This is a genomic window from Pseudomonas sp. AN3A02, from assembly GCF_011765255.1.
Classification (GTDB): Bacteria; Pseudomonadota; Gammaproteobacteria; order Pseudomonadales; family Pseudomonadaceae; genus Aquipseudomonas.
Map to the genome: position 1 here is coordinate 61,170 of NZ_JAARNI010000007.1, position 13,409 is coordinate 74,578.

Consider the following 13,409-nt stretch of genomic DNA (forward strand, 5'->3'; position numbering starts at 1 on the left):
GTTGTTTGGCCCCTGACGCCTTCGCGAGCAAGCCCGCTCCCACATTTGAAATGCGTTCCAAATGTGGGAGCGGGCTTGCTCGCGAAGGCGGTATTGCAGGCGACGCGCCTCAATCAGACTCAACCTGCTCCATCATCCACTTCACAAAATCCCGCACCTTGGGCACTTCCGCCGAGTGCTCGGGGTAGGCCAGGTAATAGGCATCCTGGCTCGGCATCGCGTGCTCCCAGGGAATCACCAGCTTGCCTTCGGCCAACTCTTCTTCCACCAGAAACCTGGGCAATAGCGCCACGCCGCAGCCGACTTGTGCGGCGCGGATGCACATATAAAAGGTTTCGAAGCGCGGCCCGTGGTAGCTGTGTTCGGTGTGATGGCCCTGTGCAGCGAACCAGTCGTGCCAGCCCTGGGGGCGCGAGGCGTTTTGCAGCAGCACCAGTTCGCTGAGTTGCGTGGGGTCGGTAAACGGCTGGGAGGGCAGGCTGTCGGGCGAGCACACGGGCACCAGTTCTTCGCTGAACAGCTTGAGGCTCTCGGTGCCGGGCCGTGAGCCCTGGCCGAAGTAGAAGGCCAGGTCGGCCTTGCCTTGCAGCAGCTCGTCGGGCTCCTGTTCGTTGCACAGGTCCAGGTGAATCTGCGGATGCCGCAGTCGCCAGCCCTTGAGGCGCGGCACCAGCCAGCGGGCGCCGAAGGTGTAGGGCGTGGACACCCGCAGCACTTCAGTCTCGCCGCCGTAGGAACGCAGGTAATGGGTGGACATCTCCACTTGGGTGAGGATCTTGCGCACTTCCACCAGGTACAGATCGCCTGCCGGGGTCATTTGCAAGCGGCGGCGCACCCGGCGAAACAGCAGGTGCTGCAGCAGTTCTTCCAGCTGCGCGACCTGTTTGCTGACAGCGCTCTGGGTGAGGTTCAGCTCCTCGGCGGCGCGGGTAAAACTCAGGTGACGGGTGACCGCTTCGAAACACTGCAAGGCGGTGATCGAGGGCAAATGTCTTTTATTCAGCACGGCACGCCTCTTTTTGTTCTTAGCATGAATAAACGGAATGATATCTCGCCTAATCGTCGTTTGTTGGCAAGTCTTGGGCCAGCTACAAATAAGGTCTGGATCGCCGTGTGAACTGGCGGCGCATATTTCTGTTTGTGGATTGAAGGAGTGACCCATGGTTGCCGCATTGCTTGATCGTCTCGGGGTAAACCCGGCGCTGTACCAGTCGGGTAAACAACCCGTGCATTCGCCGATTGATGGCAGCCGGATTGCCAGTGTGCACTGGGAAGGCGCCGCCGAGGTGGAGCAGCAGGTCAGTCGCGCCGAGCATGCATTCGACGCCTGGCGCAAGGTGCCGGCACCCCGTCGTGGTGAGCTGGTGCGCCAGTTCGGCGACGTGTTGCGCGAGTACAAGGCCGACCTCGGTGAGTTGGTGTCGTGGGAAGCCGGCAAGATCACCCAGGAAGGTTTGGGTGAAGTGCAGGAAATGATCGACATCTGCGACTTCGCCGTCGGCCTGTCGCGCCAACTGTACGGCTTGACCATCGCCTCTGAGCGCCCGGGCCACCACATGCGTGAAACCTGGCACCCGCTGGGCGTGGTCGGCGTAATCAGCGCCTTCAACTTTCCGGTCGCCGTATGGGCGTGGAACACCGCGCTGGCGCTGGTATGCGGCAACGCGGTGATCTGGAAACCCTCGGAAAAGACCCCGCTCACTGCCCTGGCCTGCCAGGCGCTCTTCGAGCGCGTGTTGAAGAACTTCAGCGATGCGCCGCCGTACCTCAGCCAAGTGATCATCGGTGGCCGCGATGCCGGCGCCGCGTTGGTGGATGACCCGCGCGTTGCGCTGATCAGCGCCACCGGCAGCACCCGCATGGGCCGCGAAGTGGCACCGAAAGTCGCCGCACGTTTTGCCCGCAGCATTCTCGAACTGGGCGGCAACAACGCGATGATCCTCGGCCCAAGCGCCGACCTGGACATGGCCGTGCGCGCCATCCTGTTCAGCGCCGTCGGTACCGCCGGGCAGCGCTGCACCAGCCTGCGCCGCTTGATCGCCCATGAGTCGGTGAAAGATGAGATCGTCACCCGCCTCAAGGCCGCGTATTCCAAAGTGCGCATCGGTCATCCGCTGGAAGGCAACCTGATCGGCCCGCTGATCGACAAACACAGCTTCGAAAACATGCAGGATGCCCTGGAACAAGCCTTGAGCGAAGGCGGTCGGGTGTTTGGTGGCAAGCGTCAGTTGGAAGATAAATTCCCCAACGCTTACTACGTGTCGCCGGCGATTGTGGAAATGCCGGAACAGAGTGATGTGGTGTGCACCGAGACGTTTGCGCCGATTCTGTACGTGGTCGGCTACACCGATTTTGCTGAGGCGCTGCGCCTGAACAATGCGGTGCCACAAGGCCTGTCTTCATGCATCTTTACCACTGACGTGCGTGAAGCTGAGCAGTTCATGTCGGCGGTAGGCAGTGATTGCGGGATCGCCAACGTCAACATCGGCCCAAGCGGCGCGGAGATTGGTGGCGCGTTTGGCGGTGAGAAAGAGACCGGTGGTGGGCGTGAGTCGGGTTCGGATGCATGGCGCGGGTACATGCGTCGCCAGACCAACACCGTGAACTACTCGCTGGAATTGCCGCTGGCCCAGGGCATTACTTTCGACTAAGTCTCTGCTCGGAGTGCGGTCCATGTGGGAGCGGGCTTGCTCGCGAAAGCGGTGTGTCAGTCAACGAATACTTATCTGACCCACCGCTTTCGCGAGCAAGCCCGCTCCCACATTTGACCGTATTTACAATTCGGAAAAGTGGTTTGTTAGGTCTCATCGGAGTCTGGCAATGGCATTACGCGAAGCGTGTTTGTGGGAGCAACTCACCCCTGGCCGGCCGGATCGCGCCGCGCTCAAGGGCGAGGTCAAGGTGGATGTGTGCGTGATCGGCGCCGGGATCACCGGTTTGTCGGCGGCCATTCATTTGCTGGAACAAGGTAAAAGCGTCGCTGTACTCGAAGCCCATCGCACCGGCCACGGTGGTTCGGGGCGCAACGTGGGGCTGGTCAACGCCGGGATGTGGATTCCCCCGGACGAGATCGAAGCCGGTTTCGGCGAAGCGGTAGGCAGCCAGCTCAACCGCATGCTCGGCGCGGCACCGTCCCTGGTGTTCAGCCTGATCGACAAATACAACATCGATTGCCAACTGCGCCGCGAGGGCACGTTGCACATGGCGCATAACGCCCGTGGCGAGGCGGACCTGCGCAGTCGTGAAGAACAATGGAAGCGTCGCGGCGCACCGGTGGAACTATTGACCGGCGCGGCCTGCGAGCAAGCCACCGGTACTAAAAAAATCGCCGCCGCCTTGCTGGATCGGCGTGCAGGCACCTTGAACCCGATGGCCTACACCAGCGGTTTGGCCAATGCCGCAGTCGGCCTGGGCGGGCAGTTGTTTGACCATTCCCCGGTCACCCAACTGGAACGCCAGGGCCAGCACTGGTCTGTGCAAACTGCCCAGGGCTCGGTGCAGGCTGAACAGGTGGTGATCGCTTCCAATGCCTACACCGAAGGCGAGTGGACCGAGCTGCGCCGCAACTTCTTCCCCGGTTATTACTATCAGGTGGCGTCGGCCCCGCTGACCGACGCAGCCGCACAACAAATCCTCCCCGGCGGACAAGGCTCCTGGGACACCCGTCAGGTACTCAGCAGCATCCGCCGCGACGCCGAAGGCCGGCTGCTACTCGGCAGCCTGGGCAATGGCAACCAGAAACCCGCGTGGTTTCTCAAGGCCTGGGCCGATCGGGTGCAGCAGCACTATTTCCCGTACCTCAAACCGGTGCAGTGGGAATGCACCTGGACCGGCTGCATTGCCTTCACTCCGGACCACCTGATGCGCCTGTTCGAGCCGGCGCCCGGGCTGGTGGCCGTCACCGGTTACAACGGGCGTGGAGTGACGACCGGCAGTGTCGTGGGTAAAGCCTTTGCGGATTACCTGTGTCACCAGGATCCACAGGCGTTGCCAATCCCCTTTGCACCCATGCAGCCGCTGGCCGGTGTGGGCCTGCGTAGCTGTCTATATGAGGCGGGATTCTCGCTGTATCACGCGGGCCAATGTCTGCGGATCGTGATCTGATCAACGAAATACCGCTCAGAAGCCTGCATTTTCTTAGCAGGCTACTAATCTGTATTGGTGCGAGTCGTAGCAGTAACGCACTGTAAATGTGCACTTCCGTTACGCACGCTGTTACAGGTTCAAGGGTGGCCGTTTAATGGCCGGGTTGCAGTGCTTGATCGGCCGGGTTGCACTTTATGGGTCCAATGGTTGCACCCGGTTGAGATAGACGGTTGCACGTCCAATCAAAAGGCGCCCAAAAACCTGTAATAACAATGACACCGTGTCTTTTTGAATAATAAAAACGTAATGGCACGCCGCTTGCTCTGGGCTTTCCGAAAGCTTTTGAAGTGAAGCCGGCTGTTATTAAAAGAATGCCAATTCAACAAAAACCTCGGAGCACCACTCATGTCCCAGACGTTTTACAAGAAAGGTTTTCTAGCCCTCGCCGTTGCTGCGGCGCTGGGTGTTTCTGCGTTTGCTCAAGCTGATGTGAAGATTGGCGTAGCGGGGCCGATGACCGGCGCCAACGCGGCATTTGGTGAGCAGTACATGAAAGGTGCCCAGGCGGCAGCCGATGTCATCAACAAGGCCGGCGGCATCAACGGCGAGCAGATCAAGCTGGTGGCCGGTGATGACGCCTGCGAACCCAAGCAGGCCGTGGCCGTGGCCAACCGCCTGGTTGACCAGGACAAAGTGATTGGCGTGGTCGGGCACTTCTGCTCGTCCAACACCATTCCAGCCTCCGAGGTATATGCCGATGCGGGCGTGATCATGATCACCCCGGGCTCCACCAACCCACAGGTGACCGAGCGCGGCCTGTCGGCTGTGTTCCGCATGTGTGGCCGTGACGACCAGCAAGGCATCGTGGCCGGCGACTACATCGTCGACGTGCTCAAGGGCAAGAAAGTCGCGGTTATCAACGACAAGGACACCTACGGCAAAGGCCTGGCTGACGCCACTGCGGCGCAGTTGACCAAGCGCGGCGTCAAGCCGGTGCTGGAAGAAGGCCTGACCCGTGGCGAGAAAGACTTCAGCGCGCTGGTCACCAAGATCCGCTCCACCGGTGCTGACGTTGTGTACTTCGGCGGCCTGCACCCGGAAGCCGGTCCACTGGTTCGCCAGATTCGTGAAGCCGGCCTGAAAGACGTCAAGTTCATGTCCGATGACGGCGTGGTCACCGACGAACTGGTGGCGACCGCCGGTGGTGCGCAGTACGTGGATGGTGTGTACATGACCTTCGGCGCCGACCCGCGCCTGCTGCCAGACAGCAAGACCGTCGTGGAAGAGTTCCGCAAAAATGGCACCGAGCCTGAAGGCTACACCCTGTACGCCTACGCGTCGGTCCAGGCCCTGGCGGCTGCTTTCAACGGCGCCAAGTCCGACAAGGGCGAAGACGCTGCCAAGTGGCTGAAGGCCCACCCGGTCAAAACCGTTATGGGCGAGAAGAACTGGGACACCAAGGGCGACCTGAAAATCTCCGACTACGTGGTTTACCAGTGGGACAAGGACGGCAAGTATCACCAGCTGGAAAAGCAGAAGTAATCCGAACTGACTGCATGACCTCTCTGTAGGAGCGAGCGTGCTCGCGAAGAACGTCAACGATGATGCGGGCATCCTGGATGCATGCGTCGCTCTCGGGTTTTTCGCGAGCAAGCTCGCTCCTGCAGTGGGCGAGTGCCGAGCCTCTGTTTTCCTCCTAGAAGATCCGCACACCCACCCGTGTGCAGGCTCTCACTGCGTGAGATTGCGTTATGGATGGTATTTTCCTGCAGCAACTGGTCAATGGGCTGACCCTCGGGTCGGTCTATGGCTTGATCGCCATCGGCTACACAATGGTCTATGGCATCATTGGGATGATCAACTTCGCCCATGGCGAGGTTTATATGATTTCCGCTTACCTCGCGGCGATCAGTCTGGCACTGCTGGCTTACTTCGGCATCGAATCCTTCCCGCTGCTCATTCTTGGCACTCTGATCTTCACGGTCGTCGTCACCGGCGTTTACGGCTGGGTCATCGAGCGTGTCGCCTACAAACCGCTGCGTAACTCCACCCGACTGGCACCGCTGATCAGCGCCATCGGTATTTCGCTGATCCTGCAGAACTACGCACAGATCGCCCAGGGCGCCAAGCAACAAGGCATCCCGACGCTGCTGGCCGGCGCCTGGAGAGTCGATATCGGCACCGGCTTCGTGCAGTTGACCTACACCAAGGTGTTCATCCTGGTGGCCGCGTTCGTCGGCATGGGCCTGCTGACCTACATCATCAAGTACACCAAGCTCGGCCGCATGTGCCGCGCTACCCAGCAAGACCGCAAGATGGCGTCGATCCTCGGCATCAACACCGACCGGGTCATCTCCTACGTATTCGTGATTGGTGCCGCCATGGCCGCCTTGGCCGGTGTACTGATCACCCTGAACTACGGCACGTTCGACTTCTATGCCGGCTTCATCATCGGCATCAAGGCATTTACCGCGGCGGTACTCGGCGGCATCGGTTCCCTGCCTGGGGCCATGCTGGGCGGGATCATCCTGGGTATTTCCGAGTCGCTGTTCTCGGGGTTGATCAACTCTGACTACAAAGACGTGTTCAGTTTCTCCCTGCTGGTGGTGATCCTGATTTTCCGTCCCCAGGGCCTGCTCGGTCGCCCACTCGTGGCGAAGGTGTAACTATGTCTGCTGCCTACTCTATCGATATCAAGAAAAGTGTCGTCGATGCGGTACTCGCCGGGCTGATTTCGCTGATCGTGTTCGGTCCGATCGTCGGCGTGGTCCTCGACGGCTACAGCTTCAACCTGCAACCGGCGCGTGTCGGCATCCTGGTGGCCATCGTGATGGTCGGTCGGTTCGCCATGAGCCTGTTCCTGCAAACCCCCAAGGGCCTGCGGATTCTGCAGGGTTTTGAAAGCACCGGCTCCGGTGTGCATGTGCTCAAGCCGGACTACAAATCGCGCCTGCGCTGGATCATCCCGGCGTTGATCGTGATTGCCATCGTGTTCCCGTTCTTCGCCAACAAATACCTGCTGACCGTGGTGATCCTCGGGTTGATCTACGTGTTGTTGGGCCTGGGCCTGAACATCGTGGTGGGCCTGGCCGGGCTGCTCGACCTCGGTTACGTGGCGTTCTACGCCATCGGCGCCTATGGCCTGGCGCTGGGTTATCAATACCTCGGTTTGGGCTTCTGGACGGTGCTGCCGCTGGCGGCGATCTGCGCGGCGTTGGCGGGGTGCATACTCGGGTTCCCAGTGTTGCGAATGCACGGGGATTACCTGGCGATCGTGACCCTGGGCTTCGGTGAGATCATCCGCCTGGTGCTGAACAACTGGCTGTCGTTTACCGGTGGCCCGAACGGCATGCCGGTGCCGTCGCCAACCTTTTTCGGCCTGGAGTTCGTGCGTAAGGCGAAGGACGGCGGGGTGCCGTTCCACGAGTTCTTCGGCATCGACTACAACCCCAACTTCAAATTCCTGTTTATCTACATCGTGCTGTTCCTGGTGGTGCTGCTGGTGCTGTACATCAAGCACCGCCTGACCCGCATGCCGGTGGGCCGCGCCTGGGAAGCCTTGCGCGAAGATGAAATCGCCTGCCGTTCCATGGGCCTCAACCACGTGCTGGTGAAGCTCTCGGCGTTCACCATCGGCGCGTCCACTGCCGGTCTGGCCGGGGTGTTTTTCGCCAGCTACCAGGGCTTCGTCAACCCGTCGTCGTTCACCTTCTTCGAGTCGGCGCTGATCCTGGCCATCGTGGTATTGGGCGGCATGGGCTCGACCGTCGGCGTAGTGATTGCCGCGTTCGTACTGACCGTGGCGCCGGAACTGCTGCGCAGCTTCTCCGAGTACCGCGTGCTGTTGTTTGGCGTGTTGATGGTGGTGATGATGATCTGGCGACCACGAGGCCTGATTCGTATCAGCCGTACCGGTGTAGTCCCACGTAAAGGAGTGGCGCCATGAGCAAGGAAGTCGTCCTCTCTGTGGAACACCTGATGATGCACTTCGGTGGCATCAAGGCCTTGAGTGATGTGAGCCTGCAGGTCAAACGCAACTCGATCTTCGCCCTGATCGGCCCCAACGGCGCTGGCAAGACCACGGTGTTCAACTGCCTGACCGGTTTCTACAAAGCCTCCGGCGGCAAGATCGAACTCAATGTGCGCGGCAAGCAGACCAACGTGATCCAACTGCTGGGCGAGCGCTTCAAGGTCACCGACTTTGTTTCACCGAAAAGCTTCTTCAGCCGGGTGTTCTACAAGATGTTCGGCGGCACCCACCTGGTGAACCGTGCCGGTTTGGCGCGCACCTTCCAGAACATTCGCCTGTTCAAGGAAATGTCGGTGGTGGAGAACCTGCTGGTGGCCCAGCACATGTGGGTCAACCGCAACATGCTCGCGGGCATCCTCAACACCAAGGGTTACCGCAAGGCTGAAAGCGATGCCCTCGACCATGCCTTCTACTGGCTGGAAGTGGTGGACCTGGTGGACTGCGCCAACCGCCTGGCCGGCGAGCTGTCCTACGGCCAACAACGCCGCCTGGAAATCGCCCGCGCCATGTGCACCCGGCCGCAGATCATCTGCCTCGACGAACCGGCTGCCGGCCTCAACCCCCAGGAAACCGAAGCCCTCAGCGCGATGATTCGCCTGCTGCGGGACGAGCACGACCTGACGGTGGTGCTGATCGAACACGACATGGGCATGGTAATGAGTATTTCCGACCACATCGTGGTGCTGGACCACGGCAACGTGATTGCTGAAGGCGGCCCGGAAGCGATCCGCAACGATCCTAAAGTGATCGCGGCTTACCTGGGCGCAGATGAAGAGGAGCTGGTATGAGTGAGCCAATCCTCGAACTGAAAGACCTGGACGTGTTCTACGGCCCGATCCAGGCCTTGAAGAAAGTCTCGCTGCACATCAACGAAGGCGAAACCGTCAGCCTGATCGGCTCCAACGGCGCGGGTAAATCCACGCTGCTGATGTCGATCTTTGGCCAGCCACGGGCCGAGTCCGGGCAGATCATCTATCGCGGCGTCGACATTACCCACAAGTCGTCCCACTACATCGCCTCCAACGGCATTGCGCAGTCGCCGGAAGGGCGGCGGGTGTTCCCCGACATGACCGTCGAGGAAAACCTGCTGATGGGCACCATCCCGATTGGCGACAAGTTCGCCACCGAGGACATGCAGCGGATGTTCGAGCTGTTTCCGCGGCTCAAGGAGCGGCGTAACCAGCGGGCGATGACCATGTCCGGTGGTGAGCAGCAGATGCTCGCCATCGCCCGCGCGCTGATGAGCCGGCCCAAGCTGTTGCTGCTGGACGAGCCGAGCCTGGGGCTGGCGCCGATTGTGGTGAAGCAGATCTTCGCCACGCTGCGGGAGCTGGCGTCTACCGGCATGACCATCTTCCTGGTGGAGCAGAACGCCAACCATGCGTTGCGCTTGTCGGACCGGGCGTACGTGATGGTCAACGGCGAAATTCGCCTTACAGGCACCGGCAAGGAGCTGCTGGTGAATGAAGAGGTGCGCAACGCCTACCTCGGCGGGCATTAAGTCGTTCGCAGGTCCAATGTGGGAGCGGGCTTGCTCGCGAAGGCGGTGTATCAGTCACACATGTATAGGCTGACACTCCGCCTTCGCGAGCAAGCCCGCTCCCACATTTTTTTGCGTCGCCTGCAGGCTTTCCCGAAATTGTGGACAACAAATCCAGCCACCTGCCAAAGCGCGACATATAGCCGCCGCAAATCCCTGTTTTGTCACAGTTTTGACTTGTCCCCAACCACTGTGGAACCGGCTGTGGGTAACGTGGGAGTAGCTGGCTGGAGGCCTTTGTTTTCGTGGCTTGTAGCGCGGTGGTTGTTTATTGATCAGTAAGTTTTTCGCGACCACCCGAGGGTTTTGTCAACCTGTTTAAAGACACAGGTATATGACCGGAATATGTCACTCCGGCCTGTGGATAAGTCTGTGACTAAACTCTGGAAAGAGTGCCGCAGAGGCCGGAATGACTGGCCTGAAGCCATCGTCCTGAGTGCACTGTTTTGAACCGGGCTACATATGGCTTGGTCCAGGTCAAGCAAAAAACTTTTTGAATCGTGCTGAAAGCCTTGTACACCGCGGCTTTCAGCTTTTGCACTTGCCCCCAAAGACTGTGGACGGGGCTGTGGATAAGGTGCGCGCACATGGCTGCACGCCACGGCCTGTATGGCTCCCAAGGGATTGGTTGAATTTCGTACAGTATGAGCCGCGTTCACCTGTGTCCACAGCGTGTATCAGTTGCCGCCAGCCCGGCAGCCGGGCATTCTGCTGGCTGATTTTTTACCTCGTAGCCCTGCAAGGAGAACACCATGTCCAATACGCTGTTTATTACTGGCGCGACCTCCGGTTTCGGCGAAGCCTGTGCCCGCCGTTTTGCCGAAGCCGGCTGGAAACTGGTGCTCACCGGCCGTCGCGCAGAGCGTCTGAACGCCCTGTGCGCCGAGCTCTCCAAGCAGACCGAAGTACTCGGCCTGGTGGTGGACGTACGTGACCGCAAGGCCATGGAAGAGGCGATCGCCAACCTGCCGCCGTCCTTCGCCACGCTGCGCGGGCTGATCAACAACGCCGGCCTGGCGGTGGGCACCGACCCTGCGCCCAAGTGCAGCCTCGACGATTGGGAAACCATGGTCGACACCAACATCAAGGGCCTGCTGACCACCACCAGCCTGCTGTTGCCGCGCCTGATCGCCCACGGCCGTGGCGCCGGCATCATCAATCTTGGTTCCATCGCCGGCAGCTACCCGTACCCGGGCAGCCACGTGTATGGCGGCACCAAGGCCTTCGTCAAACAGTTCTCGCTGAACCTGCGGTGTGACTTGCAAGGCACCGGCGTGCGCGTGACCAACATTGAGCCCGGCCTATGCGAAAGCGAGTTCTCCCTGGTGCGGTTTGCCGGTGACCAGTCGCGTTATGACGCGACTTATGCCGGTGCCGAGCCGATCCAGCCACAGGACATTGCGGACACGATCTTCTGGGTGCTGAACACCCCGGCGCACGTGAACATCAACCGTCTGGAACTGATGCCGGTCAGCCAGACCTGGGCCGGGTTTGCGATTGAGCGCGGCGCCAAGGCCTAATTTCGTCGAGCTGTTGTGGCGAGGGAGCTTGCTCCCGCTGGGCTGCGAAGCGGCCCCAAAAAAGCTAGGGCCGCTCCGCGCCCCAGCGGGAGCAAGCTCCCTCGCCACAGGTTTTTGTCAGTCTTGAATATGCGGCAAATCGGCCAAAACAGGACATAAGGTACACTCCACCCCTGAAAACCCCGCCGCGTTGTGCGGTTCAAAGGTTTTGACAGGAGGATATGTGAGTAACCGAGGTGAGCAGTCGCTGCTCAAACAATCGACCATCCTGATGTTCGCCGTAGCGATCGCCGGGATTGTCACGGGTGTGGTGTCGGGCGCCCAATCGATTTTATTCGACGGCTTTTTCTCGCTGATCGCCACGGCCATCAAGGTGCTGATGCTGATCACGGCCAAGCTGATCGCCAAGAAAAGCAACGAACGTTTCCAGTTCGGCTACTGGCACCTAGAGCCCATGGTGCTGTTGATCGAGGGCAGTTTCCTGCTGTTGATCGCCATCTATGCGTTTCTCAACGGTGTGTTCGGCATTATCAATGGCGGGCGCGATATCGAGTTGGGCTTGGTGATCATCTACGCGGCGGTGTTTACCGTCGTCGAGTTCGCCTATTTCTTCTATGTGCGTTATCGCAATCGCACGCTCAAGTCGTCGCTGATCCAGTTCGACAACATCAGCTGGCTGGTGGACGCGATGCTGTCGGTGGGGCTGCTGGTGAGCTTCCTGGCGGCGCTGTTGCTCAAGTCTCAGGGCTACGGGCAGTGGGCGGTGTATGTCGACCCGTTGATCCTGATCCTGCTGGCGTTGAGCATGCTGGCGCCGGCCTTCAAGATCCTGCGCCCGGCGCTACGGGATGTGCTGGGGATTGTGCCGGACCAACTGGACGGCAAAGTCCGCGAAGTGATGGACGCGGCCCAGGCCAGGCATGGTTTCGACGACTACGTGTCCTACGTGCAGAAGCACGGGCGGGCGCGGTTTATCGAGATTCATGTGGTACTGCCGGCGGATTACCCGGTGGATAACGTCGCCACCCTGGACGGGCTACGCGAAGAAATATCCACAGGGCTCGGCAAACCGGACGCGGCGCGCTGGCTGACGATCAGTTTTACCGGGGATCGCAAATGGATTGCGTAAGGCCCAGGTAGCACGTCGCCAAGTGGTAAGGCGTGGTCGACGGCATGTCCCGTCGGCTCACGTGCCCCTTGGCATCCAGGCACTCATTCCAGCCTTTGTCGTGCAGGAAGCGCTGCTGCAACGCCAGCAATTGGCGTTGCAGCACGGCTTCACTGTTGGGCCGCAAGGTCAGCGCCCGCAGGTATTCGGCCTGGGCCCAGATACGCTGGGTGCCGTCGCGTACGCTGCCGTCCAGGGCCAGCATTCCGCTGACCGCGCCAGTCACTTTATCCACACCCTTTTGCTCGGCATAGGTGAACGCTTTGTTCAACGATGCGTGCAGCGGCGTGCCCCGCAACAAGTCCGAAGATTCCAGCAGGAAGAACCATTCGAACTGGTGCCCCGGCTCAAACCAGTTATCCACAGCGCCCAGCGGTTTTTCCATCATCACGCCCTGTTGGCGGTCGATGAAGCGCTTCTGCATGGCGTTGGCCAGGTCCACCAGTGCGTCTTGGGTGACGGCGTCTTCACGCACGGCCAGCGTGGCGAGGAAGCCTTCGGCGAGGTGCATCAACGGGTTTTGCAGAGGGCCGGACTTGAGGGATGACCAGTTACGTTCCAGCACCGCTTCGTACAGGCCGTCGCCGGTGGCGAAGCGTTCGGCAACCACTTCCAGGGCGGCATCGAGTACCGACTCCGCCAGCGATTCACGCACCTTGGCCCAATAGTGGGCGCAGGCAAAGATGATGAAGGCGTGGGTGTAGAGGTCTTTGCGTTTATCCAGCGGCTTGCCGTGGGCGTCGATGCTGTAGAACCAGCCGCCGTGCTCCGCGTCGTGGAAGTGCCGTTGCAGGGAGCGGAACAGTGCGGCGGCGCGCTCCTCGGCAAAGGCTGCGCCGGGCTCTCCTATCAGGCTGGCGAACAGGTACAACTGCCGTGCGCAGGCCATGGCGCGGTAGCGTTGCGGGGGCAAAGGCCGATGATCGGCGTCCAGGGCCTCATAGGGCAGCGCCAGGTCGGCATTCCAGCCCGGGCCATGCCAGAGCGGCACGATCAGGTCGTGGAAGTGCGTCAACACAGCGGTCAATTGAGGCTTGAGGGCGGAGCTTGGAGCGATGGGCATCG

11 protein-coding genes are annotated in these 13,409 nt (G+C 60.5%); 9 read left to right on the plus strand and 2 right to left on the minus strand.

Annotation, left to right across the window (positions count from 1 at the left end):
- Nucleotides 1-109 precede the first annotated feature (109 nt).
- On the minus strand, nucleotides 110-1,006 hold the full coding sequence (locus HBJ59_RS22865) for a LysR family transcriptional regulator (protein ID WP_167664833.1): 897 nt from the start codon (nucleotides 1,004-1,006) through the stop codon (nucleotides 110-112).
- Nucleotides 1,007-1,160: 154 nt separating this feature from the next.
- On the opposite strand from HBJ59_RS22865, the gene HBJ59_RS22870 reads away from it, so the two are divergent.
- From HBJ59_RS22870 to HBJ59_RS22910, 9 genes are all read left to right on the plus strand, one after another.
- A complete protein-coding gene (locus HBJ59_RS22870; RefSeq protein ID WP_076018035.1) occupies nucleotides 1,161-2,651 on the plus strand; it encodes an aldehyde dehydrogenase family protein in 1,491 nt (496 codons plus the stop codon).
- A 169-nt stretch (nucleotides 2,652-2,820) separates the two neighbouring features.
- A complete protein-coding gene (locus tag HBJ59_RS22875) occupies nucleotides 2,821-4,104 on the plus strand; it encodes an FAD-binding oxidoreductase (RefSeq protein WP_076018034.1) in 1,284 nt (427 codons plus the stop codon).
- Between the two features lie 387 nt (nucleotides 4,105-4,491).
- A complete protein-coding gene (locus HBJ59_RS22880) occupies nucleotides 4,492-5,628 on the plus strand; it encodes a branched-chain amino acid ABC transporter substrate-binding protein (protein ID WP_167664834.1) in 1,137 nt (378 codons plus the stop codon).
- 209 nt (nucleotides 5,629-5,837) lie between these two features.
- A complete protein-coding gene (locus tag HBJ59_RS22885; RefSeq protein WP_003217447.1) occupies nucleotides 5,838-6,752 on the plus strand; it encodes a branched-chain amino acid ABC transporter permease in 915 nt (304 codons plus the stop codon).
- Nucleotides 6,753-6,754: 2 nt separating this feature from the next.
- Complete coding sequence (gene livM, locus HBJ59_RS22890) at nucleotides 6,755-8,032, plus strand: high-affinity branched-chain amino acid ABC transporter permease LivM (RefSeq protein WP_167664835.1); 1,278 nt, start codon at nucleotides 6,755-6,757, stop codon at nucleotides 8,030-8,032.
- Nucleotides 8,029-8,904, plus strand: a complete 876-nt coding sequence (locus tag HBJ59_RS22895; RefSeq protein ID WP_076018031.1) for an ABC transporter ATP-binding protein — start codon at nucleotides 8,029-8,031, stop codon at nucleotides 8,902-8,904. Before livM ends, HBJ59_RS22895 begins: the two co-directional genes overlap by 4 nt.
- Nucleotides 8,901-9,617, plus strand: coding sequence for an ABC transporter ATP-binding protein (locus HBJ59_RS22900; protein ID WP_010173912.1), 717 nt, complete (start codon nucleotides 8,901-8,903; stop codon nucleotides 9,615-9,617). Before HBJ59_RS22895 ends, HBJ59_RS22900 begins: the two co-directional genes overlap by 4 nt.
- 791 nt (nucleotides 9,618-10,408) lie before the next feature.
- Nucleotides 10,409-11,176 (plus strand): SDR family oxidoreductase, encoded by a 768-nt coding sequence (locus tag HBJ59_RS22905; RefSeq protein ID WP_167664836.1) that lies wholly within the window; start codon nucleotides 10,409-10,411, stop codon nucleotides 11,174-11,176.
- 223 nt (nucleotides 11,177-11,399) lie between these two features.
- Nucleotides 11,400-12,305, plus strand: coding sequence for a cation diffusion facilitator family transporter (locus HBJ59_RS22910; RefSeq protein ID WP_003217435.1), 906 nt, complete (start codon nucleotides 11,400-11,402; stop codon nucleotides 12,303-12,305).
- Here HBJ59_RS22910 and HBJ59_RS22915 read toward each other — a convergent pair.
- Nucleotides 12,277-13,407 carry an AGE family epimerase/isomerase gene (locus tag HBJ59_RS22915; protein ID WP_076018028.1) on the minus strand — a complete coding sequence of 377 codons (1,131 nt, stop codon included), beginning with the start codon at nucleotides 13,405-13,407 and terminating at the stop codon, nucleotides 12,277-12,279. The genes HBJ59_RS22910 and HBJ59_RS22915 overlap by 29 nt on opposite strands.
- Nucleotides 13,408-13,409: the final 2 nt, after the last annotated feature.

Coding starts and splice junctions, on each gene's coding strand:
- HBJ59_RS22870 (WP_076018035.1), top strand. CDS start 1,161: ATGGTTGCCGCATTGCTTGATCGTCTCGGGGTAAACCCGGCGCTGTAC.
- HBJ59_RS22875 (WP_076018034.1), top strand. CDS start 2,821: ATGGCATTACGCGAAGCGTGTTTGTGGGAGCAACTCACCCCTGGCCGG.
- HBJ59_RS22880 (WP_167664834.1), top strand. CDS start 4,492: ATGTCCCAGACGTTTTACAAGAAAGGTTTTCTAGCCCTCGCCGTTGCT.
- HBJ59_RS22885 (WP_003217447.1), top strand. CDS start 5,838: ATGGATGGTATTTTCCTGCAGCAACTGGTCAATGGGCTGACCCTCGGG.
- livM (WP_167664835.1), top strand. CDS start 6,755: ATGTCTGCTGCCTACTCTATCGATATCAAGAAAAGTGTCGTCGATGCG.
- HBJ59_RS22895 (WP_076018031.1), top strand. CDS start 8,029: ATGAGCAAGGAAGTCGTCCTCTCTGTGGAACACCTGATGATGCACTTC.
- HBJ59_RS22900 (WP_010173912.1), top strand. CDS start 8,901: ATGAGTGAGCCAATCCTCGAACTGAAAGACCTGGACGTGTTCTACGGC.
- HBJ59_RS22905 (WP_167664836.1), top strand. CDS start 10,409: ATGTCCAATACGCTGTTTATTACTGGCGCGACCTCCGGTTTCGGCGAA.
- HBJ59_RS22915 (WP_076018028.1), bottom strand. CDS start 13,407: ATGCCCATCGCTCCAAGCTCCGCCCTCAAGCCTCAATTGACCGCTGTG.